Source organism: Rhizobium sp. CF080 (assembly GCF_000282095.2).
Taxonomy (GTDB): domain Bacteria; phylum Pseudomonadota; class Alphaproteobacteria; order Rhizobiales; family Rhizobiaceae; genus Neorhizobium.
Window position 1 is genome coordinate 97188 of the sequence record NZ_AKKC02000003.1, and the last position, 24456, is coordinate 121643.

Annotated in this window: 27 protein-coding genes; 16 read left to right on the top strand and 11 right to left on the bottom strand. The window is 62.9% G+C overall.

Annotated features, from left to right (window positions below):
* Positions 1 to 22: 22 nt before the first annotated feature.
* The gene (locus PMI07_RS06925) at positions 23 to 934 is read right to left on the bottom strand and encodes a LysR family transcriptional regulator (protein WP_007765473.1); all 912 of its coding nucleotides are present in this window, start codon (positions 932 to 934) and stop codon (positions 23 to 25) included.
* A 133-nt stretch (positions 935 to 1067) separates the two neighbouring features.
* Between PMI07_RS06925 and PMI07_RS35580 the strand changes: the two genes are divergently transcribed.
* On the top strand, positions 1068 to 1379 hold the full coding sequence (locus PMI07_RS35580; RefSeq protein ID WP_007765471.1) for a hypothetical protein: 312 nt from the start codon (positions 1068 to 1070) through the stop codon (positions 1377 to 1379).
* 24 nt (positions 1380 to 1403) lie between these two features.
* On the top strand, positions 1404 to 1724 hold the full coding sequence (locus PMI07_RS06935; protein WP_007765469.1) for a nuclear transport factor 2 family protein: 321 nt from the start codon (positions 1404 to 1406) through the stop codon (positions 1722 to 1724).
* A gap of 12 nt (positions 1725 to 1736) precedes the next feature.
* Here PMI07_RS06935 and PMI07_RS06940 read toward each other — a convergent pair whose 3' ends face one another.
* From PMI07_RS06940 to rplS, 3 genes are all read right to left on the bottom strand, one after another.
* Positions 1737 to 2555, bottom strand: a complete 819-nt coding sequence (locus PMI07_RS06940) for an amino acid ABC transporter permease (protein WP_007765467.1) — start codon at positions 2553 to 2555, stop codon at positions 1737 to 1739.
* A 4-nt stretch (positions 2556 to 2559) separates the two neighbouring features.
* On the bottom strand, positions 2560 to 3357 hold the full coding sequence (locus PMI07_RS06945) for a transporter substrate-binding domain-containing protein (RefSeq protein WP_007765465.1): 798 nt from the start codon (positions 3355 to 3357) through the stop codon (positions 2560 to 2562).
* A 142-nt stretch (positions 3358 to 3499) separates the two neighbouring features.
* Positions 3500 to 4030: a 50S ribosomal protein L19 gene (rplS, locus tag PMI07_RS06950; RefSeq protein WP_007765463.1), complete on the bottom strand. Its 531-nt coding sequence runs from the start codon at positions 4028 to 4030 to the stop codon at positions 3500 to 3502.
* Positions 4031 to 4294: 264 nt separating this feature from the next.
* Between rplS and PMI07_RS06955 the strand changes: the two genes are divergently transcribed.
* Positions 4295 to 5041, top strand: a complete 747-nt coding sequence (locus tag PMI07_RS06955) for a sulfite exporter TauE/SafE family protein (RefSeq protein WP_007765460.1) — start codon at positions 4295 to 4297, stop codon at positions 5039 to 5041.
* Positions 5042 to 5202: 161 nt separating this feature from the next.
* Here PMI07_RS06955 and trmD read toward each other — a convergent pair whose 3' ends face one another.
* The 5 genes from trmD to ffh form a co-directional block, all read right to left on the bottom strand.
* Positions 5203 to 5892, bottom strand: coding sequence for a tRNA (guanosine(37)-N1)-methyltransferase TrmD (gene trmD / locus PMI07_RS06960; RefSeq protein ID WP_007765456.1), 690 nt, complete (start codon positions 5890 to 5892; stop codon positions 5203 to 5205).
* Between the two features lie 5 nt (positions 5893 to 5897).
* Complete coding sequence (gene rimM, locus PMI07_RS06965) at positions 5898 to 6464, bottom strand: ribosome maturation factor RimM (protein WP_007765455.1); 567 nt, start codon at positions 6462 to 6464, stop codon at positions 5898 to 5900.
* 119 nt (positions 6465 to 6583) lie between these two features.
* Complete coding sequence (gene rpsP, locus PMI07_RS06970; protein WP_007765454.1) at positions 6584 to 6949, bottom strand: 30S ribosomal protein S16; 366 nt, start codon at positions 6947 to 6949, stop codon at positions 6584 to 6586.
* 84 nt (positions 6950 to 7033) lie between these two features.
* Positions 7034 to 7342 (bottom strand): chorismate mutase, encoded by a 309-nt coding sequence (locus PMI07_RS06975; RefSeq protein WP_007765453.1) that lies wholly within the window; start codon positions 7340 to 7342, stop codon positions 7034 to 7036.
* Between the two features lie 14 nt (positions 7343 to 7356).
* Positions 7357 to 8952, bottom strand: a complete 1596-nt coding sequence (gene ffh, locus PMI07_RS06980) for a signal recognition particle protein (RefSeq protein WP_007765452.1) — start codon at positions 8950 to 8952, stop codon at positions 7357 to 7359.
* 299 nt (positions 8953 to 9251) lie between these two features.
* Between ffh and PMI07_RS06990 the strand changes: the two genes are divergently transcribed.
* The 13 genes from PMI07_RS06990 to PMI07_RS07050 all read left to right on the top strand — a co-directional run bounded on the left by PMI07_RS06990 (position 9252) and on the right by PMI07_RS07050 (position 23665).
* Positions 9252 to 9494: a type II toxin-antitoxin system VapB family antitoxin gene (locus PMI07_RS06990; protein WP_007765451.1), complete on the top strand. Its 243-nt coding sequence runs from the start codon at positions 9252 to 9254 to the stop codon at positions 9492 to 9494.
* On the top strand, positions 9494 to 9931 hold the full coding sequence (locus PMI07_RS06995) for a type II toxin-antitoxin system VapC family toxin (protein ID WP_007765450.1): 438 nt from the start codon (positions 9494 to 9496) through the stop codon (positions 9929 to 9931). Before PMI07_RS06990 ends, PMI07_RS06995 begins: the two co-directional genes overlap by 1 nt.
* A 62-nt stretch (positions 9932 to 9993) precedes the next feature.
* Positions 9994 to 11088, top strand: a complete 1095-nt coding sequence (locus tag PMI07_RS07000; RefSeq protein WP_007765448.1) for an MBL fold metallo-hydrolase — start codon at positions 9994 to 9996, stop codon at positions 11086 to 11088.
* Between the two features lie 240 nt (positions 11089 to 11328).
* Positions 11329 to 11859 carry a sigma-70 family RNA polymerase sigma factor gene (locus PMI07_RS07005; protein ID WP_155956403.1) on the top strand — a complete coding sequence of 177 codons (531 nt, stop codon included), beginning with the start codon at positions 11329 to 11331 and terminating at the stop codon, positions 11857 to 11859.
* The gene (locus tag PMI07_RS07010; protein ID WP_007765443.1) at positions 11852 to 12781 is read left to right on the top strand and encodes a FecR family protein; all 930 of its coding nucleotides are present in this window, start codon (positions 11852 to 11854) and stop codon (positions 12779 to 12781) included. The genes PMI07_RS07005 and PMI07_RS07010 overlap by 8 nt, the downstream gene beginning before the upstream one ends.
* A gap of 140 nt (positions 12782 to 12921) precedes the next feature.
* Entirely contained in the window at positions 12922 to 15492 is a 2571-nt protein-coding gene (locus PMI07_RS07015; RefSeq protein ID WP_024163641.1) for a TonB-dependent receptor, read from the top strand.
* Between the two features lie 22 nt (positions 15493 to 15514).
* A complete protein-coding gene (locus PMI07_RS07020) occupies positions 15515 to 16105 on the top strand; it encodes a biliverdin-producing heme oxygenase (protein WP_007770936.1) in 591 nt (196 codons plus the stop codon).
* 453 nt (positions 16106 to 16558) lie between these two features.
* Positions 16559 to 17479 (top strand): diaminopimelate epimerase, encoded by a 921-nt coding sequence (gene dapF, locus PMI07_RS07025; protein WP_037085888.1) that lies wholly within the window; start codon positions 16559 to 16561, stop codon positions 17477 to 17479.
* Complete coding sequence (gene mtaB / locus PMI07_RS07030; RefSeq protein ID WP_007770940.1) at positions 17476 to 18762, top strand: tRNA (N(6)-L-threonylcarbamoyladenosine(37)-C(2))-methylthiotransferase MtaB; 1287 nt, start codon at positions 17476 to 17478, stop codon at positions 18760 to 18762. Before dapF ends, mtaB begins: the two co-directional genes overlap by 4 nt.
* A gap of 15 nt (positions 18763 to 18777) precedes the next feature.
* A complete protein-coding gene (gene ftsY, locus PMI07_RS07035) occupies positions 18778 to 20370 on the top strand; it encodes a signal recognition particle-docking protein FtsY (protein WP_007770943.1) in 1593 nt (530 codons plus the stop codon).
* 64 nt (positions 20371 to 20434) lie between these two features.
* Positions 20435 to 21118 (top strand): septation protein A, encoded by a 684-nt coding sequence (locus PMI07_RS07040; protein WP_007770946.1) that lies wholly within the window; start codon positions 20435 to 20437, stop codon positions 21116 to 21118.
* A complete protein-coding gene (locus tag PMI07_RS07045) occupies positions 21115 to 21702 on the top strand; it encodes a DUF2585 domain-containing protein (protein ID WP_007770950.1) in 588 nt (195 codons plus the stop codon). The genes PMI07_RS07040 and PMI07_RS07045 overlap by 4 nt, the downstream gene beginning before the upstream one ends.
* Before the next feature lie 760 nt (positions 21703 to 22462).
* A complete protein-coding gene (locus PMI07_RS07050) occupies positions 22463 to 23665 on the top strand; it encodes a GGDEF domain-containing protein (RefSeq protein WP_007755604.1) in 1203 nt (400 codons plus the stop codon).
* Between the two features lie 18 nt (positions 23666 to 23683).
* Here the strand turns inward: PMI07_RS07050 and PMI07_RS07055 are convergent, their stop codons facing one another.
* Together PMI07_RS07055 and ccmD are read right to left on the bottom strand one after the other, a co-directional pair.
* Positions 23684 to 24286, bottom strand: a complete 603-nt coding sequence (locus PMI07_RS07055) for a DsbE family thiol:disulfide interchange protein (protein ID WP_007755601.1) — start codon at positions 24284 to 24286, stop codon at positions 23684 to 23686.
* A complete protein-coding gene (ccmD, locus tag PMI07_RS07060) occupies positions 24283 to 24453 on the bottom strand; it encodes a heme exporter protein CcmD (RefSeq protein ID WP_007755598.1) in 171 nt (56 codons plus the stop codon). The genes PMI07_RS07055 and ccmD overlap by 4 nt, the downstream gene beginning before the upstream one ends.
* Positions 24454 to 24456 lie beyond the last annotated feature (3 nt).

Here is a 24456-nt window from a genome sequence, read left to right on the forward strand (position 1 = left end):
GGCGGCCTTCGGGCCGCCTTTCTCATGCCCGTCGTTTCGTCAGTTCGATGACGAAATCCAGGAAGGCACGCACCCGCGCGGACATCAGGTTCTGCGATCGATGGTAAATGTAGAGCGGGAAGGTTTCGTCTGCCCAGTCTGGCAGGACCTGCACCAGCCGTCCGTCGCGCAGATAATCCTCCGCATAGAGCGCCAGGGGCTGGGCGATGCCCTGGCCGCCGAGGCAGGCGCCAAGCAGCGCGCCGGTTTCGTTGACCATCAGGCTGCCATGGGCGGTGACCGAGACGATCTCCTTGCCCTTCTGGAATTCCCACAGAAAGCCGCGGCCGGTGGTCGGGTCGCGCATCAGCACGCATTGATGACCGGCTTCCAGGTCTTCCGGCCGTTGCGGCGTCCCGTGCCGGGCCAAATAGGTGGGCGTGGCGCAGGTCAGCACACGGGTGCGCAGCAGCAGCCGGGCGATCAGCGAGGACGGTTCCGGTTCACCGAAACGGATCGCCACGTCGAACCCTTCCGCCACCAGATCACCCATCCGGTCGCGCACCGCGAGCTCGACGTGCAGATCCGGATAGCGGGCAAGGAAAGGCTCGATCGCCGGCGCCAGCACATGGATGCCGAAGGCGGCATCGACATTGACCCGCAGCCTGCCGCGCACCGTCGCCGTGCTGCCGCCGGCCTTGATCGCCGCGTCCTCGATGCCGGAGAGGTGCGGGCTCACCTCCTCATAGAACTGCCGGCCTTCCTCGGTCAGCGTGATCGAGCGGGCGGTGCGGTGGAAGATGCGGATGCCGACCCGCTGTTCGAGTCTCGCGATCGCCCGGCTGACACCGGACTGGGTGATCCCCAGCGCCTCGCCGGCGCGCACGAAACTGCCGGCCTCCACGACGGCGGCCAGCACCCCCACCCCACTCAGCAATCGGCTGTCGAAACTCATCGAGACTGACTTTCAGTCATTCTTAGTCTGTATCTTATGAATTTTTCTTCATCCCGTCCATCCCCTATACCTGTCCTCACAGACAGAGGCGGCCCGGTGGTCGAGCCGCCCGATACAAGGAAAGGTCCCCACAATGTCCGCTCTTCAAGCCACCCAGACTTTCGCTCCCGTTGCCATTCAGACCGCCGCTCCGGTTTCCGCTCCGGCCGTTCGCAAGCCGAACCCTTCCAAGGTCCGCCTCGCCGTCTTGATGGTCGTCGCCGTCTATCCGATCATCACCGCGCTGCTTTATGCTCTGGCACCGCTCACCGAAGGCTGGTCCACCTGGCAGCGCACGCTGGTGATCGCGCCGATCATGGTCTCGTCGATCGTTTTCGTGGTCGGTCCGAACATCCAGAAATATCTCGGCTGGTTCGTTGCCCGTTTGCCGCGCCCGGTTCGCTGAATCCCTGACCGAAGGAGAACGATCATGACCAATGCTGTTCCGCAGGCCATCCAGCGCTTCATCGACGCAACCAATTCAGGCGACAGGGCGGCGTTGCTCGCCGCCTTCACCGAGACCGGCTCGCTCACCGACTGGGGCCGGCATTTCAACGGAAGGGCCGAGATCGCCCGCTGGGACGAGACCGACAATATCGGCGTGCAGTCGCATCTGACGATCCTGCGCGTCGAGGAGGCCGGCGGCACATGGCGTGCCCGGATCTCGGTTCGCGGCAACGGGTACAACGGCGAAGGCAACATGGCCTTCACGCTCGATGACGACCGGATATCCCGGCTGGTGATCAGCTGACCGCCTTTTCCCTCACCGCTCCGTCCGCCTGCGCAACCGGCTCTCGACACCGCGCAGGGCCAGCGACAGGCCGATCGTCAGCAGTAGATAGATATAGGTGACGATCGAATAGGTCTCGAAGAAGCGAAAGGAGCCTGCGGCATAGACCTTGGCCATCTGGGTGATGTCGGCGACGCCGAGTACCGAGACCAGCGACGAATCCTTCACCATCGAGACGAAGTCGTTGGACAGCGGCGGCAGGATGACCCGCATCGCCTGCGGGAAGACGATCAGCCGGAAACGCTGCCAGCGACTGAGGCCCAGCGCCTTCGCCGCCTCGATCTGGCCGATGTCGACGGCCTGGAACCCGGCGCGAAAGATCTCGGCGATGAAGGCCGCATAACCGATCGTCAGGGCGATGATCGCCCGCCACAGGAGCGAGACGTCGCGTACCAGAAGCGCCTGGCTCCAGCCGCTTTCGATCAGCGGCGCCAGCATCCAATTGTAGAAGGTCACGAAGGCCGGCGCGCCGACGAAAGCGATATAGAAGAGCAGCACGAGGATCGGGATGCCGCGGATCAACTCGATATAGAAACGCGCCGCCTGCCGGAGCATCACACTGCCGGACAGACCCGCAAGCGCGATGCCGAGCCCGAGCAACGTTGCCAGGAGGAAGGCGGTGAGCGTCACGCCGATGGTGATGCCGATGCCCTTGGCGACGACATTGAAGACCTGGGAATAGAGGCCGTTGAGGGCGATGACCGCCGCGAGGCCGAAACAAAGGATCCCGAAGGCGACCAGCCACCAGGGAAAGTCCTGCGGCTGCGATGTCCTGCGGCGCTGAGGCGCCATGCCTTTACTGGCCCATCTTGTAGTCGAGGAACCACTTCTTGTTCAGCTTGTCGAGCGTGCCGTCGGCCTTCAGTGCCGCGATCGCCGCATTGACCGGGGCGACGAGATCGGAGCCCTTCTTGAAGATGAAGCCGAAATCCTCGGTGCCAAGAGGTTCACCGATCAGCTTCAGGGAGCCGCCGGAGGCTTTCACATAGCCGTCGCCGGCGGTGCTGTCCGTCAAGACCAGATCAACGTCTCCCGCTTTCAGCGCCTGCACGGTCGCACCAAAAGTCTCGAACAGTTTGATCCGCGGGTTCTGCTCGTTGCCGTCTAGGATCTCGTAGACCGCCGTGTAGAACGGGCTCGTCCCCGGTTGCGCGCCGATCAGCCCGGTCGTCAGGGCGCCAAAACTCCTGGCGTCGGCAAAGCGCTTCTCGTCGCCACGCACCAGCATCAGCTGCTGCGAGCGCATGTAGGGATCGGAGAAGTCGACCTTCTCCTTGCGGTCGTTCTTGATGGTGATGCCGGTCATGCCGATGTCGTACTGGCCATCGGAAACCGCCTGGATCATCGCGTCCCAGCTGGTGTTCTGGTATTCGAGCTTGAAATTCAGCCGCCCGGCGATCTCGTTCATCGCGTCATATTCCCAGCCGACCGCCTTGCCACTCTTCGGATCGACGAATTGCAGCGGCGGATAGGCGTTTTCCGTCACCACCACGACGGTCCTTCCGTTGAGATTGGGAAGCTCGGCGGCAAACGCCGCCATCGGCGAGAGGAGAAGCGCGGCAAGGCCGGCGAGGACGGTGCGGCGGGCTGGCATCGGGAAACTCCTCAAGCAAACGGTCGGTCGGAAAATTCTCACATGTCCAAAGCGGATGGCAAGGCGCATCGTTGCCCGCCGACAGTCTGAAACGAAAAAAGGCGGCCCGAGGACCGCCTTTTCCGTAATCGATGTCCGAAGCTTATTCGGCAGAAGCTTCAGCAGCCTTGGCGGCTTCTGCGGCTTCAGCAGCTTCTGCTGCGGCCTTTGCTTCGGCAGCGAGAGCCTGTGCTGCTGCAACCTTCTCGGCTTCGATCCGTGCCTTTTCGTCGGCAACGGCCTGACGCTCGGCGTCGTTCAGCTTGCGGGCGCGAACGCCGGTGTCTTCAACGATACGAGCCGACTTGCCGCGACGATCGCGCAGGTAGTAGAGCTTGGCGCGACGGACCTTGCCGCGGCGAACGACTTCGACGCTTTCGACCATCGGCGAATAGACCGGGAATACGCGCTCGACGCCTTCGCCGTAGGAGATCTTGCGAACAGTGAAGCTCTCGTTGATGCCACCGCCGGAGCGGCCGATGCAGACGCCTTCATAGGCCTGCACGCGGGTGCGGTTGCCTTCGGTAACCTTCACGTTGACGCGGAGCGTGTCGCCGGCGGAAAATTCCGGAAGCGTGCGCTTGGCTGCAATCTTGGCGGCCTGTTCGGCTTCCAATTCCTGGATGATATTCATCGTCTCAAACCTTTGGTTCTTCTGAAACAGCCAGAGCGCTCGAGTATATCCCTTTGGTCAAAGCCTCGGGGATTTGCCTTTTCGGCAGAGCGAATTCACCATTCTTTGTTGCTGGTCGACGGGATATTTCCCATTTCCGGGTGCGCCAATACACGAAAGACAGGGGTTTGTCATCCCGTTGATTGCGATTTTGTGACGAAAAAGCCCGCTATTGCTGCCTTTCGCTCAAGCCGCTATCTGAAGGCCAAGGATGAGGAAACACCAATGACAATCACAATGATAGCCCTGCTCGCCGTGGCGGGCTTCCTGTCCGGTGCGGTCAACGCGATCGCCGGCGGCGGGACCTTTCTGACCTTCGGGGCGATGACGCTTGCCGGCGTTCCGCCGATCCTGGCCAATGCCACGTCCTCGATCGTGCAGTTCCCGGGCTATGTTACTTCGACGATCGCCTATTGGGACGAGATTTCCAGCCGCTGGCGCAGCGCGCTGGTGCTGGCGCTGGTTTCGGTCGTCGGCGCTTTCGCCGGCGCCTTTCTGCTGCTGTCGCTCGACAATCCGTCCTTTCGCGCCCTCGTGCCCTGGCTGCTGGCAGCCGCGACGGCGGTGTTTGCCGCGGGACCGTGGCTGAAACCGAAGGTGTCTGCGGAGCGGTCGGCCAATTCTCCCGGCTCCGTCATCGCCCAGTTCCTGACGGCGATCTATGGCGGGTTCTTCGGCGCCGGCATGGGGATCATGATGCTCGCCGTCCTCGGGTTGACGACCGGCGGCAGCTACCACCATCTCAACGCGCTGAAGAACATGCTGGCGATCCTGATCGCGGCCGTTGCCATCATCGTCTTCGTCGGCGGCGGCGTCATCGCCTGGCCGGAGGCGATCGTGATGATCCCGGCCGGCGCGCTCGGCGGTTATGCCGGCGTGTGGATGGCGCGGCGGGTGCCGCAGGCGGTGCTGCGCTGGTGCGTGGTGGCCGTCGGGTTCGCTCTGACGATCTATTATTTCGTGACGGGGTGAGTGGCGACTATTTTGCGACCGGCTGAGTGGCGCCCCCCTCACCCGGCCTCCGCTTCGCTCGGCCACCCTCTCCCCGAGGGGAGAGGAGGTATGGAGGCGTCGCGGCATACCCTTCTTCTCCCCAGCGGGGAGAAGGTGGCCCGAAGGGTCGGATGAGGGGGTTACTTCGCCTTGTTCGGCAGCAAATCCGGTCGGCGCTCCGCGGTCAGTTTCCGCGCCTCTTCCAACCGCCATTTCTCGATCGCCGCATGGTTGCCGGAGGTCAGAACGGCGGGGATTTCCAGACCTTCGAACACTTGCGGCCTGGTATATTGCGGATGTTCGAGCAGCCCGTTCTCGAAACTTTCATGGGTGCCGGACAGCGCATTGCCCATCACGCCCGGCAGGATGCGCACCACCGCGTCGAGCAGGGTCAGCGCCGCCGGCTCGCCGCCGGACAGAACATAGTCGCCGATCGACACCTCTTCGAGATTGCGGGCATCGATCACCCGCTGGTCGACACCCTCGAACCGGCCGCAGACAATCACCACGCCGTCGCCGGCCGCCAGCTCGCGCACCTTCTCCTGGGTCAGCGGCTTTCCGCGCGGGCTCATCAGCAGACGAGGGCGGTTGTCGCCTTCGGAGACTTTGTCGATCGCCTTGGCGAGAATATCCGGCTTCAGCACCATTCCGGCGCCTCCGCCGGCCGGCGTGTCGTCGACCGTGCGATGCCTGTCCTGCGCAAAATCGCGGATCTGTACCGTGTCGAGCGACCATTGTCCGCGCTCCAGCGCCTTGCCGGCGAGCGAAACGGCCAGGTGGCCCGGAAACATCTCCGGGTAGAGCGTCAGGATGGTGGCGCGAAAGGTCATCGCGCCTACTTGCCCTTTTTTGGGAAACCCGGTGCCGGACCGTCGTCTTCCGGGTTCTCGGCAAGGCCGGCCGCCTGCGGGTCGATCAGGATCTTCCCTCCTTCGAGGTCGATTTCCAGTACCGCAGCTTCGGAGAAGGGGATGAGGGTAGGGCGGCGGCCGGGACCTTTCAGCTCCAGCAGATCGCCGGCGCCGAAATCGTAGACCGCGCTCACCGTGCCGTAGCTCTTGCCTTCTTCGTCGACCGCTTCGAGGCCTTCGAGATCGGCGTAATAGAACTCATCTTCCTCGAGCTCGTCGTCGGGCAGGTTGTCGCGCTCGATGAACAGTTCGAGCCCGGCCAGCGCCTCGGCCGCATTGCGGTCGTTGATGCCGCGGAAACGGACGATCGCGACGTTCTTGGCCTCGCGGATTTCGAGAATCTCGAAAACCCGGCCGTCTTCGCTGTGCAGGTTGCCGTAATCGCCGAGCGCGGTCGCATCGGCCGTATACGTGCGCACCCGTACCTCGCCCCGGAGACCCTGGGCGGCGCCGATGGTCGCCATCAGAATGGGATTTTCGAGCTTGGTCATGAGGGTCGTCATCTCGGTTGTCGTGCGCTCATTTAAGCTTTGCACGATCAAAAGCAAACAGCAAAACGGGCAGCGCGTTGCCGCGCCGCCCGTCGTTTGGGAAAGGCTGGTCGCGAAGCTTATGCTTCGGCGGCGGCAGCAGCTGCTTCTTCAGCCTTCTGGGCGCGTTCCTTGGCGCGTTCCTGGGCCTTCTTGCCCGGCTGACCCTTGCCCGGGTTGTTCTTGGCTTCGCGCTGGGCAATGCCGGCTTCAGCGAGGAAGCGCAGAACGCGGTCGGTCGGCTGGGCGCCGTTGTCGATCCAATGCTGGATGCGCTCGGCGTTCAGTTCAACGCGCTTGGCATCGTCCTTGGCGAGCATCGGGTTCCAGGAACCGAGCTTTTCGAGGAAGCGGCCGTCGCGGGGCGAACGGGCGTCGGCAACGACGACGGTGTAGTACGGACGCTTCTTGGAGCCGCCGCGGGCGAGACGAATTTTCAGGGCCATTTCAATTACTCCTAGGTTTTTTCTGGCTGCCGTCAGGCGGGCCGGGGTTCTTCTTGAGGCCGCCATCAGGCGGGCTGGTTCAGGCTATTTCATGCCGACGTGTTCGGCGGCGATGGCTTCATGGTGCCGGATGACTTCCTTGATGACGAAGTTCAGGAACTTCTCGGCGAAATCCGGGTCCAGATGCGCTTCCTTCGCCAGGCGGCGAAGACGCTCGATCTGGAATTCTTCGCGCGCCGGGTCGGCCGGCGGCAAATCGTACTGGGCTTTCAGGACGCCCACTTCCTTGGTGCAGCGGAAACGTTCCGCCAGCATATGCACGAGCGCCGCGTCGATGTTGTCGATCGATTGGCGGTAGCTTGCAAGTTTCGCTTTGACCTCTGGGTCAACCATCGGCGTGTCCTCCCTTACTTCTTCTTGGGCAGGCCCGGAAGGCCGGGGAAACCGCCGCCGAGGCCGGGCAGCTTGGCCCCGCCGAGACCCGGCATGCCACCGCCCGGAAGGCCTCCCCCTGGAAGACCGGGCATCGAGCCCGGCTTGATGCCCGCGGCCTCGGCCTGCTTCTGCAGCGCTTCGAGCTGTTTCGGATCGAGCTTGGAGAGGTCGGGCATGCCGCCCATTCCACCCATTCCGCCGCCCATGCCACCAAGACCCATCTTCGAGGCAAGGCCGCCCATCATCTGCTTCATCATCCCGCCCTTGCCCTTGCCGCCCATCATTTTCATCATGTCGGCCATCTGGCGGTGCATTTTCAGAAGCTTGTTGATTTCGGCGGCATCCGTGCCCGAGCCGGCGGCGATGCGCTTCTTGCGGCTGTGCTTCAGCATGTCCGGGTTGGCACGCTCGGCCCTGGTCATCGACTGGATGATGGCGATATGGCGGGCGAATGTCTTGTCGCTCATGCCGGCAGCCGAGAGCTTGTCCTTCATGCCGCTCATGCCGGGCATCAGACCCATGATGCCGCCCATTCCGCCGAGCGACTGCATCTGCTTCAGCTGTTCGGCTAGGTCGTTCAGGTCGAACTTGCCCTTGGCCATCTTCTCGGCCATGGCGCGCGCCTTGTCGGCGTCGATATTTTCCGCAGCCTTCTCGACCAGCGAGACGATGTCGCCCATGCCGAGAATGCGGTCGGCGATGCGGCGGGGATGGAATTCCTCCATCTCCGTCATCTTTTCGCCGGTACCGATCAGCTTGATCGGCTTGCCGGTGACGGCGCGCATCGAAAGGGCGGCACCGCCGCGTCCGTCGCCGTCCATGCGGGTCAGCACGAGGCCGGTAATGCCGACGCGCTCGTCGAAATTGCGGGCGAGGTTGACGGCGTCCTGGCCGGTGAGCGAGTCGGCGACCAGCAGGATTTCATGCGGGTTGGAGCGGCGCTTGATCTCCGCCATCTCCGCCATCAGCGGCTCGTCGATATGGGTGCGGCCGGCTGTGTCGAGGATGACGACGTCATGGCCGCCGAGCTTGGCGGCCTGCACGGCGCGTGCGGCGATCTCGGTCGGCGACTGGCCGGCAATGATTGGCAGCGTGTCGACGCCGGTCTGGACGCCGAGCTGACGAAGCTGTTCCTGGGCGGCCGGGCGGCGCGTATCGAGCGATGCCATCAGCACCTTCTTGCGCTCGCGTTCGGTCAGCCGCTTGGCGATCTTGCCCGTCGTTGTCGTTTTGCCGGAGCCTTGGAGGCCGACCATCATGATCACGACCGGGGCAACCGCATGCAGGTCGATGCCAACCCCTTCGGAGCCGAGCATTTCGATCAGCTCGTCATGGACGATCTTGACGACCATCTGGCCGGGCTTGATCGACTTCAGGACTTCGGCGCCGACGGCCTTTTCACGCACCTTGTCGGTAAAGGAGCGCACGACTTCCAGCGCCACGTCCGCTTCGAGCAGCGCACGGCGAACCTCGCGCAGAGCGGCGGACACATCCGCTTCGCTCAATGCGCCACGGCCGGTCAGTCCACTCAAGATGGAGCCAAGACGGTCCTGGAGGCTTTCGAACATCGTTTCTTCCTTCTCGCGTTTCGGGATCACCGAAACGTCGGGTTCTTGTCTGCGGAAAACAAGAGACAAAGCCAAAAAGCACCCGAGGGCGCAACGCGCTGTCGGGTGTTGACCTCCGGGCTCACTATGTCGGCCCCGGTCGGCGGCTCCAAGTCGTAACTTGTCAGCAGATGGGCGGGCTTAAACAGGAAACAGGCGGGAAAGTCAAGGCTGGCAAGTCCACTGTGCTGCGCGCTTGCGGGGATATTCATTTCGGCTATATTGAATATTCCTGCAGCGCTCCATGGGAGTGGATAGCCGTGTCTCTCTATATCCGTGACGACAAGGTCGATGAACTGGCAAACGAGGTCATGCGCCGGCTTGGCACGAAAACCAAGACGGAAGCCGTGCGCGTGGCGCTGGAGAACGAGCTGAAACGGGCCGGCGAGGAGCTGTCGCTGGAGGAGCGTGTCAGGCGGTTGCAAGATCGTATTGCGGCGCTCGGACCAAAAGATCCGAACTTCGATGAAAAGGCCTTCATGGACGAGATGTGGGAAATCTGATGTTCCTCGATGCGTCCGCGATCGTCGCGATTTTAGGCGGAGAATCGGTAGGGGCGTCCTTGCTTGGCAAAATCAAAGGTGCTGAAGTCCCGGTTTATTATTCCTCGATGGTGGTGTTTGAGGCGGTCATCGCTTTGGCCCGTCAGAGAAAGGTCGCCGCCTATGGCGAGCATGCACCGACGCCGAAATATCTGATCGAAGAGGTGCAGGCGGTTGTCGCTGATTTCTTCCAACAGATTGGTGCTGTCGAAGTCGCGCTTCCATCTGGGCTTCATGACTCGGCACTGGCTGCTGCAAAAATTTATGGCCGCTTTGTCGGCCATCCCGCAAAATTGAACTTTGGCGATTGCTTCTCTTATGCCGCCGCAAGAACGCTTCGGTCACCGCTCCTCTTCGTGGGCAACGATTTCTCCAAAACGGACATAGAGGTCGCATGATCGTGTCCGCCGGGTCTCGATTTGAGTTTTCAGATGCAGCCTGACGCTGTTAGATAGCCATCATGAACCGTCGAAAATTCCTGAAATGGTCCGGTATCGGTGCGATCGCCGCCCTCGTGGGCGGGTTCGCGGCAAGGGGAGCCATGGCTGCCAACAAATATTACTCCGGTCCGGTCTCCGATCATTTCGACGGAACGTATTTCTTCAATCCGGGTGGCGAGGAGCCGCGCGGCGGTCTCGACCTGCTGCGCTGGAAGCTTGCCGGCAACAATATCGCCTGGCCCGACAGTTTTCCGAGCCCGTTTCCGCAGGCGGTGCCGGAAACCCGTGTCTCGGGCGATCGGCTGACCGTCACCATGGTCGGCCATGCCGCGATGCTGATCCAGGTCGCCGGCCTCAACATCCTGACCGATCCGGTCTGGGACGATCGCGCCAGCCCGGTGCGTTTCGCAGGACCGAAGCGGGTCAATCCACCGGGCGTGCGCATCGGCGACCTGCCGCCGATCGACGTCGTGCTCGTCACCCATAACCATTACGACCATATGGACCTTGAAACCCTCCGGGTTCTGCAGAGCCGCGACAAGCCGCACTTCATCACGCCGCTCGGCAACGACGCGCTCATCCGTTCACGCGTCAAGGATGCGAGGATCACGGTGATGGATTGGGGCGGCCGCGAGGAGATCGCCGCAAATATCGCCCCTGGCGTCGTCCTGCATTGCGAGCCCTGCCATCACTGGTCGGCGCGCGGAGTTGGCGACCGGCGTATGGCTCTGTGGGCCGCCTTCGTGTTCGAAACTCCGGCTGGCAAGATCTACCATATCGGCGATACCGGCTTCCACCGGGGCATCAATTATCGCGCCGCGCGGGAAAAGCACGGGCCCTTCCGGCTCGCCAACCTGCCGTTCGGCGCCTATGAACCGCGCTGGTTCATGCAGGCGCAGCACCAGAACCCGGACGAGGCGGTCGAGGGCATGCTTCTCTGCGACGCGGCTTTCGTCGCCGGCCATCATTGGGGTACTTTCAACCTGACCGACGAGGGGATCGAGCAGCCGCTGGCGGCGCTTCATGCCGCTCTCGATGCACGCCGCATTTCCCGCGACCGTTTCCGGCCGATGCGGCCCGGCGAAGTCTTCGAGGTCCCGGCGATTTCCGTCTGAACCTTGGGGAACTGTTGCGGAAACGCGACAAATGGCCCGGATCTACGAATATTTCAGCATCTGCCGCCGCAAGGCGGGTGCCTGTCCAACGTGCTGATTTTGCATAAAAACATGATTATCATAATCATGTTTTTTAATACTCCTTGGATTCATTCCAAATCATTGATGTTGAATCATTTTTTAGGCGGCGCTAAACGCGGGCCGGTTGGTCGGGCAGGTCCCGGCCTTGGGGTTACGGACTTGGACATCAGCCTTATCGAGCAGTTGCAGCAGACCGAGGAGGGGAAGCTGCAGCGGTTCTTTCTTCGGCGTCTGCGCAACAGGGAGGATGCGGCGGACGCGACACAGGAGACTTTTCTGCGGCTGCTGACGGCATCGCCGAAGGAGGATCTGCGCAATCCGCATGCCTATCTCTTCCAGGTCGCCCGGTCCGTCGCCCATGGCATTACCTCGCGGCTGATGCGCGACAGCGCGCTCTTCGCGGACGAGATGGAGGGGACGCAGGTCGCCGACGACGCGCCGAGCCCGGAACGGGTGGTGGCGGCGCGCCAGCAGCTCGGGCTCCTGATCGAAACGATTTCCGCCCTGCCGCCGAAATGCCGGGTCGTCTTCGTGCTCAGCCGGCTCGAAGGGCTTTCCAACGGAGAGATCGCGACCAAGCTCGGAATCTCCCGGAACATGGTTGAAAAACACATCATCCGTGCACTCATGGCTTGCCGTCAGGCTCGCCTTGCGGCATTGCCTCCGGCCGGGGGAAACACACATGACTAATGTCTCGGATAAGGCGCGCGAAGACGCCATTGCGGAAGAAGCGGCAGGCTGGGTGGCGCGTCTCGGATCCCGCGACGCGACGGACGCGGACCGCCGCCGTTTCGAATTCTGGAAAATGCAGGATCCGGCGCATGCCGCGGCCTTCGAGGAGATGAGTGCTCTCTGGGGCGATCTCGCCGCGGTGCCGAAAACGGTCGCGCCACGCCGGCGCCGGGTGGTCGGCGGCGGCATCGCCGCCCTGCTTCTGATGGGCTGTCTTGGCATTATCGCCAGCGATACCGGCCTCATCGCCTGGTATCGTTCGGATTTCTACACGCCGGTTGGCGTCATCAAGCGCATCGACCTCGACGACGGGTCGGTGGTGACGCTCAATACCGATAGCGCCATCCAGGTAAGATACGGCCAGACGGAGCGCCGGATCGTGCTTCTGCGCGGCGAGGCCTTCTTCGACGTAGCGCCGAACCCGGCTCGTCCTTTCGTCGTCAGCGGCGATGAAACGCAGGCGATCGCGCTCGGCACCCATTATGCGGTGCGGGTCGGCGATCGCGACGAGGTGATGGTCGAGGAGGGGCATGTGGCGGTGACCTCCGGCTCGCAGCGCGCGGTGCTCGATGCCGGCGGCACGGCGCAGCTCGATGCCGATGGCCAATTGATGACCGGCACCGGCGATGTCGCCAATCTGACCAGCTGGCGCAGCGGCAAGCTGGTCTTCTCCGGCCGGCCGCTCGGCGAGGTGCTCGACCAGATCGGCCGTTACCAGCATGGCCGCATCATGGTGCTCGACGATCAGGCGGCGCAGCTGCGGGTCAGCGGCGTCTTTGCCGCCAATGACGCCGATCAGACTTTCGCGGCCCTGCAGGAGAGCCTGCCGATCCGCATCATCCGGCTTTCCGACTGGGTTACCCTGGTCCGTTCCCGCTGAGGACATGCCCGATCGGAAAATTTGAGTATAATGATCATCTTTTTTCCAAAACTGACGTCAGGAGGTGGGGCCCTCTTTCACTCATAGCCATCAGGGGCCGCGACGAGAGCGGCCATGACGTTTGAGTACAGGGGGTCGAAATGAGTTTGACGGGACCGCTTCTTTCGCGGCATGTCCGGATCGCGCTTGGCTGCGTATCCTTGCTGGGCGGTATCGCTCCGGCGATGGCGCAACAGCCGGCGCAGGGCGTCCAGTCGCAGCAGGTCGCCATTTCCATTCCGGCCGGGCCGCTGGAAAACGCGCTTCTTGCGCTTGGCCGCCAGACCGACCTGCGTCTCGTCTATCGCAGCGAAATCACCGCCGGCAAGACAACTGCCGGCGTGACCGGTTCGCTGACTCCGTCGGCCGCCCTGTCGCGACTGCTTTCCGGCACCGGCGTTTCCTTCCGATCAAGCGGCGGCAATACGGTGACGCTGGAGGCGGGAGCTTCGTCGGCGGCGGGCCTGCCGGACCCGACAGGCGATACGACGCTCAAGCCGATCGTGCTTCGCGGCGGCGAGGGCCGGCCGGCGGACGCGCCTTACGAGACGGCGGGTTCCACCAGCTATATCTCCTCCGAGCAGATCGAACGGTTCCGCGGCTCGACAGCCGGTGACATCTTCAAGAACACGCCCGGCGTCATCTCCGCCAACAACCACAATGGTGGTGCCGTCAACGTCAATATCCGCGGCCTGCAGGGCCAGAACCGCGTCCGCGTTGCGATCGACGGAACGCAGCAAACGACCACGACCTGGCGCGGTTACGCCGGCGTCGACGACCGCACCTATATCGACCCGGACCTGATCGGCGGCGTCAGCATCTCCAAAGGCCCGTCTGGCGGCGCTGCTGGTGCCGGCGTCAACGGCGGCGTCGTCGGCATTCGCACGATCAACGCGAAGGATATCGTCGAGGATGGCAAGCAATATGGCGGCCGCATCAAGATAGGGGCGCAGGACAATACGACGTCCGATTTTACCATCAACTCGATCGTCCAGCAGACCGATTCTGCCGATTTCTTCGACTTCACGAACGGCAACGGCAGCGTCGCGCTGGCGACTGTGCAGGACAATTTCGATCTGGTGATCGCCGCGGCGCGCCGGTATCGCGGCAATTATTTCGCCGGCTCGAAAGGCCCGACGACCTACAATTTCAACAATCGCGACTACCTCCTGTCTTATACCAAACCGGGCGAGGAGGTCTGGAATACGTCGAGTGAATCGACCTCCTTCCTTGCCAAGGGGACGATCCATATGGACGACGACCAGAGCCTCGAGCTCGGTTACGTCCACTACGAAGCCGAATACGGCGAGGCCATGTCGTCCCTGCTGTTCACGCAGGACGGAACATTCCGTCAGGCGCCACTCTCCAACGTGACCACGGATACGTTCACCAGCCGCTACCGCTATAATCCGGACGACATGGTCGATCTCAAGGTCAATGCATGGATGAGCATCGTCGACCAGATGGACATGTCGACCGGTCTTGCCTTCTACCTTCCGCCGGTCATCACGCCAATCAACCAGCCGCCGGGTGACGATCCGCGGTATGCGATGACCCACACCTATGGCGGCGACATTTCGAACACGAGCAAGTTCGATACGGACTACGGCAATGCCAGCCTCAACTACGGCATCTCGTACCTGTTCGAAGACATCGACTCCCGGCCCTACCAGAGCCGTACCACCGCGAGTTCCATCGGTGCGTCGATGGTGCCAAGCGTCGGCAGCCGTTCGATCGCCAGCGCCTTCACCCAGGGCGAATGGGAGGCGACCGACTGGCTCAAGCTCAATGCGGGCCTGCGCTACGACTATTACCGCCTTGAGGACAAAGGCGCCACCTCGGACACGGGCGTTCGCGAAAAGGATGGCGGGCGTCTCAATCCATCGATCAGCGCCACGATCGAGCCGATCGACGGCCTTCAGCTCTATGCGCTTTATGCGGAAGGCGTGCGGCCGCCGACCATGCGCGAGACCATGGGAAACGACGGGAACGTCAGGCCCAATCCCTATCTCAAGCCAGAAGTTGCGAAGAACTGGGAAGTCGGCATAAATTTGAGCAAGGAAGGGCTGATCACCGCAGACGACTCGGCGCGGCTGAAGTTCTCCTACTTCAATAATAACTACACCGATTATATCTCCCGCGTGCCTCTCGTTGTCCCGTCGCCGGTACCTCCCGGTACGCCGGCCTTCACGTTCGACAACCTGAAAAAAGCGCGTTTCTCGGGCGTGGAGGTTTCCGCCTCCTACGATCTCGGCTTTCTCTTTGCCGAGGGATCGCTGACCTATTACACCGACTATGAATTCTGCCGCACGCTCTCCACCTGCTCGGGCACGACAGTCGATATGGACTATGCCGCCAACCATATGCCGCCCGAAATCATGAAGCGGCTGACGATCGGCACGAAGCTCTTTGAGGACAAGCTGACCGCCGGCATCCGCATCACCCAGGCCGGTGCGCGCCTTTCGCCGGTCACGCAGTCGGCCCGCATGTATACCGGCATGTGGGTCCCCTATACGACCGTCGATGCCTTCGCGACCTATAAGATCACGGAAAACTTGACATTCGACCTCCAGGCCGAAAACTTGACCGATCGTTTCTACATTGATGCCCTCGATGGCTGGAACCCTGCGCCGGGACGGACGATCCGGGCCTCGTTGACCGCCAAATTCTAAAAATATTCGAAACGGAAGACATATGCAGATCGAACTCGAAACCCCCGCCGCGCCGACCCGGATCCAGCGCCTGAAGGCTCTCACGGATGCCACCCATGAGCGCCTCGACACGCGCATCATGGCAGCCGGTCCCTTCGCCAGCCGCGAGCGTTACGCACTGTTCCTCGCCGTGCAGCATCATTTCCATGCCGATGTCGATCCGCTGTTTACCGATCCGCGGCTGAACCGCCTCGTCCCCGATCTTCCGAGCCGCGTCCGGCTTGAAGCGCTGCGGCAGGATATCGCCGATGTCACCGGAAGCGAGCCGCCCGTCCTCACCGCCGGGACGGGTAGGCTCGGTATCCCGGCTGCACTCGGCTGGCTCTACGTCGCCGAAGGCTCGAATCTCGGCGCGGCCTTCCTCCTGAAGCAGGCGGCAAAGCTCGGCCTGTCCGAAGAATTCGGCGCCCGCCACCTCGCCGGCCACCCCGCCGGCCGCGGCCTGCACTGGCGCACCTTCGTCGCGGCCTTCAACGGGTTCGACATGTCCGAGGCGGAGGAAGCGGACATGGCCGAAGGCGCCAAGGCGGCGTTTCGGCGGGTGCATGCGCTGGTGGACGAGTTTTTCGTGTGATGGGGATGCGTGGATCCTCGGGTCGAGCCCGAGGATGACGGCATTGGGCGTTTTCACCAGAACGGCAAACGCGAAGGAGTGAGATCCGAGGTTAGGGGTATATTTTGGGCGTATCCGATGCCCAACCGCAAATTCTTATCCGCCCTCGGCGGCTGCTTCGGGCACCCCTATCTTTGCCCTCTATGTCGGGTTCACCCTCTATGTCGTCATCCTCGGGCTTGACCCGAGGATCCACAAGCGGCGCATTCCAACGTTTCCAACACCTTGCCCTCATTCGCCCCCCACCCTCTCGCCCGCGTCCCAACCCTCTCGCTTCCGCGGCCGAAGTGTTTCGTGGGTAAGCGGGGCCGGTGCCACGTCGATGCGCATGCCTCACCCCCACTGGTAATTCCCTGCCTTTTCCGCCATATACAGCCCGATAAGCGGGCAAATGGCCCGGAATGGATCGATATGATGACGGAACTGGTGGAATTCGCGCGGATGAACGGGCTTGGCAACAAGATCCTGGTCGTCGACATGCGCCGACGCACCGACATGGTGACGCCGCAAGCCGCGATTGCGCTGAATGCCGATCCCGCCACCCAGTTCGACCAGATCATGGCTATCCACGATCCGAAGGCTCAAGGCACCGACGCCTGGGTCGACATCCTCAATTCCGACGGTACGAAGGCGCAGGCCTGCGGCAATGGCATGCGCTGCGTCGTGCAGGCGCTCAGCGCCGAGACCGGCCGCAAGACCTTTACCTTCCAGACCGTCGCCGGCATCCTCAATGCGATCGAGCATGAGGACGGCACGATTTCGGTCGATATGGGAAAGCCGGTGTTCGACTGGGACCGCATTCCGCTTGCCGAGGAATTTTTCGATACCAGCCGGATCGAGCTGCAGATCGGCCCGATCGATGCGCCGATCCTGCATTCGCCATCGGCCATGTCGATGGGCAACCCGCATGCCGTCTTCTGGGTGACAAGCGATCCGATGAGCTTCGATCTCGAACGTTTCGGCCCACTCTTGGAAAACCATCCGATGTTTCCGGAAAAGGCCAATATCACGCTGGCGCAGGTGACGTCGAAGTCGTCGCTGCGCACCCGTACCTGGGAGCGGGGCGCGGGGCTGACGCTCGCCTGCGGTTCAGCCGCCTGTTCCGCTGCCGTTTCGGCCGCCCGCACCGGGCGCACCGGCCGCACGGTGACGATCGACGTCGCCTCCAGCCCGGTTCGCCAGCCGCTCACCATCGAATGGCGCGGTGACGATCATGTCGTCATGACCGGTCCCGCCGAATGGGAATGGTCCGGCAAGGTCGATCCGCAGAGCGGCGGTTTTACGCGTGACTCCGATGCCGACCAAAGGGGCGAGCCGGAGGCTCGGGTCAGTTGAGCGGCGTCGAGGTCATCACCTTCGGCTGTCGGCTCAATACCTATGAATCGGAAGTGATGCGGGCGGAGGCCGAAAAGGCCGGGCTCAACAACGCCATCCTGGTCAATACCTGCGCCGTGACCGGCGAGGCGGTGCGCCAGGCCCGCCAGGCGATCCGCCGGGCGCGGCGCGAGAACCCGCATGCCCGCATCATCGTCACCGGCTGCGCCGCCCAGACGGAAAAAGACACTTTTGCCGGGATGGCGGAAGTCGATGCCGTGCTCGGCAACGAAGAGAAACTGAAAAGCGCCTCCTACCGGGCGCTGCCGGATTTCGGCGTCTCGGCGGAAGAGAAGCTGCGCGTCAACGACATCATGAGCGTGCGCGCCACCGCGCCGCAGATGGTGAAGCATATCGACGGCCACGTGCGTGCCTTCATCCAGGTGCAGAACGGCTGCGATCATCGTTGCACCTTCTGCATCATCCCCTATGGCCGCGGCAATTCCCGCTCGGTGCCGATGGGCGCGGTGGTCGATCAGGCCCGCAAGCTTGTCGAAGGCGGTTATCGCGAGATCGTGCTGACCGGCGTCGATGCCACCAGCTACGGCGCCGATCTCCCCGGCCAGCCGTCGCTCGGGCTTCTCGCAAAGACGCTGCTCCGCCAAGTGCCCGAGATTCTGCGCCTGCGCCTCTCCTCGATCGACAGCATCGAGGCGGACAAACACCTCTGGGACCTGATCGCCGACGAGCCCCGGTTCATGCCGCATCTGCACCTGTCGCTGCAGCATGGCGACGACATGATCCTGAAGCGCATGAAGCGCCGCCATTCGCGCGCCGAGGCGCTGGCCTTCACGGCACAGGCGCGGCGTCTGCGGCCCGGGATCGCCTTCGGGGCGGATATGATCGCCGGTTTCCCGACCGAGACCGAAGAGATGTTCGAGAACGCCGCGACGCTCTCGGAAGAGGCCGGCATCTCCTTCCTGCACGTTTTCCCTTATAGCCCGCGTCCGGACACGCCGGCTGCCCGCATGCCGCAGGTCGATCGGGCTGTCGTCAAGGACCGGGCGGCGCGGCTGCGGGCGCGGGGCGAGGTGCTGCATCGCGTCCATCTCGACCGCATGGTCGGCACCGAGCAGGCGATCATCGTCGAGAACAACGGCATGGCGCATACGGAAAACTTTTCGCTGGTGGCAGTGCCTCGCCTTGTTCCCCGCGAGTTCAAGCGCGTTATGATTGCCGGCCATAACGGCAAACATCTGGAAATGCAGGTCACGTCCGCCCTTGTCCCGTCTCGGGCAGCGTAACCGGAACAGGTTCTCATGGCATTGGGCTTCATCAAACGCGTCTTCACCTTCGGCAAGCCCGCCGAGGAACCGGCACCCGATGCGGTGAGGCCGGAAGACCTGGCTGCCGTCCAGGCGGAGCTGGAGCCGAAGTCGCGCGACGAGGACCTGCCAGTCTCGCCGGTCGATCCGGTTGCGCCGACGGAGATCGAGACGGCCGGCGGGCCGGTTGCGGATGTGGTGGCGGAGGATGCCGATCTGTCTGAGGCGGAGGCTGCCGACGACGATGAGCCGGCGCTGCTTTCCAGTGTCGAAGCCGCATCCGATATCGGCATGGTGCCACTTTCGTTATTGCAGGCGGAAGCGGAGGCCGAGGGAGTCGAGCAAGAGGCTGCGTCGGCGGAAGCACCCCCCTCTGTCCTGCCGGACATCTCCCCCTCAAGGGGGGAGATCACGGATGCGCCGTCGGCGCCAGCATCGGACGACAGTACAACAGGCTCGGCTGAAGTTTTAGGGCAAGGTTCGATCCACGAGTCGATCTCCCCCCTTGAGGGGGAGATGTCCGGCAGGACAGAGGGGGGTGCTTCCGCAAACGAAGCGGTCCCCGTTGCCGCTCCAAGCGAAATGCTTCGCCCCGAACCCACCCTCCCCAAAGGCTTCTCCACCGCCCGCCCGGAACCCACGCCCGAACCCGTCGCCCCCCAGCCGAAACTGACCTGGTTCCAGCGCCTGCGCGCCGGCCTTGCGCGCACGTCGTCGCAGCTCACCGGCCAGATCAGCGCGCTCTTTACCAAGCGCAAGCTGGACGAGGATACGCTGGAACAGCTCGAAGACCTGCTGATCCAAGCCGATCTCGGCGTCGAGACCGCGATGCGGGTGACCGGTGCGCTTTCTTCCGAGCGTTACGGCAAGGACGTCACCGGCGAGGATGTGTCGCGGATCATGGCGGCCGAAATCACCAGGGTTCTGGCGCCGGTCGCAAAGCCGCTGGCGCTCGACCTCAATCACAAGCCGCATGTCATCCTCGTGGTCGGCGTCAACGGCACCGGCAAGACGACGACGATCGGCAAGCTGGCGGCAAAACTCTCCGGCTCTGGCCTCAAGGTCATGCTCGCCGCCGGCGACACCTTTCGCGCGGCGGCCATCGAACAGCTGAAGATCTGGGCGGATCGCACCGGCTCGGGCTTCATCGGCACCAAGCTCGGCGCCGATGCGGCCGGCCTTGCCTATGACGCCTACGAGCAGGCACGCGCCAACAAGAGCGACGTCCTGATCATCGATACCGCCGGCCGGCTGCAGAACCGCACCGAGCTGATGGCCGAGCTCGAAAAGATCGTGCGTGTGCTCGGCAAGCTCGATCCCGACGCGCCGCATACGGTGCTGCAGACGCTGGATGCCACGACCGGCCAGAACGCCATGAACCAGGTCGAGATCTTCCGGAACGTTGCGGGGGTCAGCGGCCTGATCATGACCAAGCTCGACGGCACGGCGCGCGGCGGTATTCTCGTGGCGATCGCGGCCAAGCACAAGCTGCCGGTCTATTTCATCGGGGTCGGCGAGGGTGTAGATGATCTCGAACCGTTCGAGGCGCAGGATTTTGCGCGCGCCATTGCCGGGATTGCCCATTGATGCCACAAATCTGCCTTGGCACCCGCGCAGGGCCAACGCAGGATTAAGCAGGTTTGACCCATATATGAAATTCGAAAGCGACACGACGCCCACCGCCGCCGACCGGCACCATCCGATGCTGAAGCTCGCGCTTGAGCTCGGGCCGCTGCTCGTCTTCTTCTTCGCCAATCTGCGCGGAGAATGGCTTGCCGCGACCTTTCCGTGGCTTTCGGTGCTCGGTGGCCCGCTGTTCATCGCCAGCGGCCTGTTCATGCTCGCGACCGTCATTTCGCTCGTCGTCTCGAAGATCGTTCTCGGCCACCTGCCGCTGATGCCCTTCATTTCCGGCATCGTCGTCCTCGTCTTCGGCGGGCTCGGCATCTGGCTGCAGGACGAGCTGTTCTTCAAGATGAAGCCGACCATCATCAACACGCTGTTCGGCGTCGTGCTGCTCGGCGGCCTGCTGTTCGGCAAATCGTTGCTCGGCTATGTCTTCAACGCGGCCTTCCAGCTCGACGATGCCGGCTGGCGCAAGCTCACCATCCGCTGGGGCGTGTTCTTCCTATTCCTCGCCGTCCTTAACGAGATCGTCTGGCGCGGCGCGAATGCCTATTACCTGCCTGACGCCAAGGCGGCGGATAACTTCTGGGTCGCCTTCAAGGTCTGGGGCACGATGCCGATCACGCTGATCTTCACCATGACGCAGATGCCGCTGATCATGCGCCACACGGTCCAGGAGCCGGCAGGCAACGCTGAGGCCGAAAAGTGACGGCGGCGGAATTCTCCCCATCGAGTTCGTCCTCCCGGCGCTGGCTTCTCGCCGCCGTCATCCTCTTTCTTCTCCAGATCGCCATCCTCTACGCGATCGGCCGCATTCCAATCTGCGAATGCGGTTATGTGAAGCTCTGGGAAGGCGGGGTGAACACCAGCGGCAATTCGCAGCATCTCTCCGACTGGTACACGCCGTCGCACATCATCCACGGCTTCCTCTTCTACGGTCTCGGCTGGCTGATTCTCCGCCGCGCGCCGCTCTCCGCCCGGCTGTCGCTCGCGGTGCTGATCGAGGCAGCCTGGGAGATCGCCGAGAATTCGCCATTGATCATCGACCGCTACCGCACCGCGACCATGGCGCTCGGTTATACCGGTGACAGCATCCTCAATTCGGCGATGGACACGGTGTTCATGGTGCTCGGTTTCTTCGCCGCCTCGCGCCTGCCGGTCTGGCTGACGATCGCGAGCGCCATCTTCTTCGAGCTTGCGACCGGCTACATCATCCGCGACAACCTGACGCTCAACGTGCTGATGCTCGTCTGGCCGGTCGATGCTGTGCGGGTGTGGCAGGGTGGGTTGTAGATCTCGGCTGCGGGCGAGAGAAAAAAGACCCCTCCCGGCCTGCCGGCCACCCTCCCCACAAGGGGGAGGGAGACCAAGCCGCGATGCTCGTGCCAAACCACAGACCTCGATTGTTGGCTCAAGATCGCCGCTTGATCGAAGATATGACTACTCTCACTATTGAAGACATCCCTGCTCACGATGGGGAACTGCGAGCAGGCGGCATATATCCCTCCCCCTTGTGGGGAGGGTGCCCGACAGGGCGGGAGGGGTCTTTAACCGGGGACGATTTAACCCACCCATGAAAAACTCCCCAACCTTATCAATCCTTTACCCGCGTTCACGTCCCCGTCCGTCCCCGTCTCTGCGAACCCGCCCCATAATCACTCCGTCATCGGATGGGAAACCGGGTTCGCGAACCGGCATCCTCGTCCAAGGGTTTTCGGACCCCAGTTTCCGGTGATGGTTGCGAAGGCGGGTGACGAGGGCTCGGAAATCCTCTCAAGTCGCTCAAAAGCAGCCGGGGCAGGCACAAACCGCCTACCTCCCACATACCGATACCGCCTGCCCCATTCCCAAAACAAAACCGCGCCGGACAAGACGTCCGGCGCGGCCAAAAGTGCTTGCGTTTGTGCGCCGATCCTCGAAGCTTCCGGCCGGCGAAATGATACAGCTTTGATCCAAGCCTTTGCGACTACCAGTCAAGTTTTCTTAACGACAAGCGGCTAAATTTCGCGGCCAGCACCAAACGTTTGGGGGAATGCTTTCGTGCGGGGGTCTCATGGAATCGCACGATAATTTTGCCTACCTGCTGCCGTTCATCTTTTTCGTATTCGGCTGCACGTTCCTGTTTCTGCAGCGCTGGAGTTCTGCCTCGTCCCGTTACTGGGGTTTCGGATATATCGGTGCAGCGCTCGGATTTGCCTCGCCGCTCATTTTGACCGGTCTGCCGGTCCCGGTTCAGGCCATCGTCTCGAACGCCCTCTTCCTGGCGGCGTTCTTCTTCTACGGCCACGCTTTTCTAACCCGCTTCGGCCAGTCGGTTCTCATTTCCGAGCGGCTGATCTTTTGCGTTGCCGCATTCCTCGGCATTTCCTACCTGATCCTGGTGGAGCACGATCTGCGGGGAGAGCTTGCCGTCAGCGACATAGCCTGCTCGACCTTGCTGATCATCCCGCTCTGGCAGGTCCGCCACGATATCCGTCGGCCGATCGACCGGCTGCTCGGGGCCATGGTCGGGCTGGTGATCGCGGACAATCTCGTCCGGGTGTCGGCCCTCCTGATCCTCACGTCATCCGGGACCTACGCGTCGCTCGATGACTTCCTGACTTCCGATTATGCCTTCTTCATGCAGATGACCGCGAGCATCATCGGCTTCCTGCTGGCGCTGACGGTACTGGGAACTGTGATGCTGGATGCCGTCTGGCAGCATCGCCACGCGGCCGAGCATGATCCGCTGACCGATCTCCTGAACCGCCGGGGTTTCGAGCGGGCGATCCCGGATTTCCGCAGGGAGAGTTTTCCTTCCGGTGCCGTCCTCGTCTGCGATATCGACCACTTCAAGCTGGTCAACGACCGCTTCGGCCATGCGGCCGGAGATACGGTCATCGTCGGCCTGGCCGCCGTACTTCACGAGGGACTGCAGAGCGACGCGCTGGTGGCGCGTTTCGGCGGCGAGGAATTCGTGGCTTTCCTGCCGGGTGTGACGCTCGCGGAGGCCGGCGTGCTCGCCAATGCTATCCGGCTGGCTTTTGCCGCGCGCGACTGGCGCGACAGCGGCGTCACCCAACAGATCACCGCAAGTTTCGGCGTGTCCTCGACCTCCCGCGGCGATCACTCGATGCACGATGCGATCGGGCGGGCCGACACCTGCCTCTATACGGCCAAATCCGCCGGCCGCAACCAGGTCGTTTTGGAAGGCCAGCAGGCGGCCAGTGTGCAGCCGCAGCTGAGGGTCATCTCCGCATCCGATCTTCGCGCCTGATCCGTTCTGGGCGCCTGATCAGCCTTTGGCCGAGGCCTTTTCGATCGCCGGCAGGAGATCCTGCGTCAGGCTGCGGGCGTCGAAGGGGCCGACGCGCTTGTAGAGGATGGTGCCGTCAGGCGCGACCAGATAACTTTCCGGAATGCCGTAGACACCCCAGTCGATCGCCGCCTTGCCGTTCGGATCGACGCCGATCGCCTTGTAGGGGTTGCCGAGCTCGCCGAGGAAACGTAGCGCGTTGTCGTTGCGGTCCTTGTAGTTGATGCCGACGATGGTGAGGCGGCTGTCGTTTGCTAGTTCCTTCAGGATCGGGTGTTCCTGCCGGCAGGGCACGCACCAGGAGGCAAAGATGTTGACCAGCGTCAGCTTGCCGGTGATCGCCGCGGTCGTCAGCGCCGCGGTCTTCGAGCCCTCCAGCGGCGGGAGCGCCAGCGACGGCGCCTTCTTGCCGATCAGGGCGGAAGGAATGGCCGAGACGTCGCGGCCGTTGACGTCCTGGTCGTAGAGCATCTTGCCGGCGACGGCGGCGAAACCCAGGAAGATCACCAGCGGGATCAGCGGCAGCGCATAACGCGCCAGGCTTTTGCGGGCGGCTGGCTGATTTTCGGTTTCGACGCTCATCTCGCGTCACCTGTCGGCTGGGCGGAACGGCGGCGGATGCCGGAGGCTTCGAGCTCGGCCAGTTCCTGCCTGCGGGCGCGGCCATCCAGCCAGGTCCAGGCGATCAGACAGAGGATGACCACAGCAGCAACAGCATAGGACATGGCGATATAGAACGTGTGGGTCATGAT

Excerpts from the sequence above, each read along its gene's own strand:
- PMI07_RS06925 (WP_007765473.1), bottom strand. The coding sequence starts at position 934 with ATGAGTTTCGACAGCCGATTGCTGAGTGGGGTGGGGGTGCTGGCCGCC.
- PMI07_RS35580 (WP_007765471.1), top strand. The coding sequence starts at position 1,068 with ATGTCCGCTCTTCAAGCCACCCAGACTTTCGCTCCCGTTGCCATTCAG.
- PMI07_RS06935 (WP_007765469.1), top strand. The coding sequence starts at position 1,404 with ATGACCAATGCTGTTCCGCAGGCCATCCAGCGCTTCATCGACGCAACC.
- PMI07_RS06940 (WP_007765467.1), bottom strand. The coding sequence starts at position 2,555 with ATGGCGCCTCAGCGCCGCAGGACATCGCAGCCGCAGGACTTTCCCTGG.
- PMI07_RS06945 (WP_007765465.1), bottom strand. The coding sequence starts at position 3,357 with ATGCCAGCCCGCCGCACCGTCCTCGCCGGCCTTGCCGCGCTTCTCCTC.
- rplS (WP_007765463.1), bottom strand. The coding sequence starts at position 4,030 with ATGAATATCATCCAGGAATTGGAAGCCGAACAGGCCGCCAAGATTGCA.
- PMI07_RS06955 (WP_007765460.1), top strand. The coding sequence starts at position 4,295 with ATGACAATCACAATGATAGCCCTGCTCGCCGTGGCGGGCTTCCTGTCC.
- trmD (WP_007765456.1), bottom strand. The coding sequence starts at position 5,892 with ATGACCTTTCGCGCCACCATCCTGACGCTCTACCCGGAGATGTTTCCG.
- rimM (WP_007765455.1), bottom strand. The coding sequence starts at position 6,464 with ATGACCAAGCTCGAAAATCCCATTCTGATGGCGACCATCGGCGCCGCC.
- rpsP (WP_007765454.1), bottom strand. The coding sequence starts at position 6,949 with ATGGCCCTGAAAATTCGTCTCGCCCGCGGCGGCTCCAAGAAGCGTCCG.
- PMI07_RS06975 (WP_007765453.1), bottom strand. The coding sequence starts at position 7,342 with ATGGTTGACCCAGAGGTCAAAGCGAAACTTGCAAGCTACCGCCAATCG.
- ffh (WP_007765452.1), bottom strand. The coding sequence starts at position 8,952 with ATGTTCGAAAGCCTCCAGGACCGTCTTGGCTCCATCTTGAGTGGACTG.
- PMI07_RS06995 (WP_007765450.1), top strand. The coding sequence starts at position 9,494 with ATGTTCCTCGATGCGTCCGCGATCGTCGCGATTTTAGGCGGAGAATCG.
- PMI07_RS07000 (WP_007765448.1), top strand. The coding sequence starts at position 9,994 with ATGAACCGTCGAAAATTCCTGAAATGGTCCGGTATCGGTGCGATCGCC.
- PMI07_RS07010 (WP_007765443.1), top strand. The coding sequence starts at position 11,852 with ATGACTAATGTCTCGGATAAGGCGCGCGAAGACGCCATTGCGGAAGAA.
- PMI07_RS07015 (WP_024163641.1), top strand. The coding sequence starts at position 12,922 with ATGAGTTTGACGGGACCGCTTCTTTCGCGGCATGTCCGGATCGCGCTT.
- PMI07_RS07020 (WP_007770936.1), top strand. The coding sequence starts at position 15,515 with ATGCAGATCGAACTCGAAACCCCCGCCGCGCCGACCCGGATCCAGCGC.
- dapF (WP_037085888.1), top strand. The coding sequence starts at position 16,559 with ATGACGGAACTGGTGGAATTCGCGCGGATGAACGGGCTTGGCAACAAG.
- ftsY (WP_007770943.1), top strand. The coding sequence starts at position 18,778 with ATGGCATTGGGCTTCATCAAACGCGTCTTCACCTTCGGCAAGCCCGCC.
- PMI07_RS07040 (WP_007770946.1), top strand. The coding sequence starts at position 20,435 with ATGAAATTCGAAAGCGACACGACGCCCACCGCCGCCGACCGGCACCAT.
- PMI07_RS07050 (WP_007755604.1), top strand. The coding sequence starts at position 22,463 with ATGGAATCGCACGATAATTTTGCCTACCTGCTGCCGTTCATCTTTTTC.
- PMI07_RS07055 (WP_007755601.1), bottom strand. The coding sequence starts at position 24,286 with ATGAGCGTCGAAACCGAAAATCAGCCAGCCGCCCGCAAAAGCCTGGCG.
- ccmD (WP_007755598.1), bottom strand. The coding sequence starts at position 24,453 with ATGACCCACACGTTCTATATCGCCATGTCCTATGCTGTTGCTGCTGTG.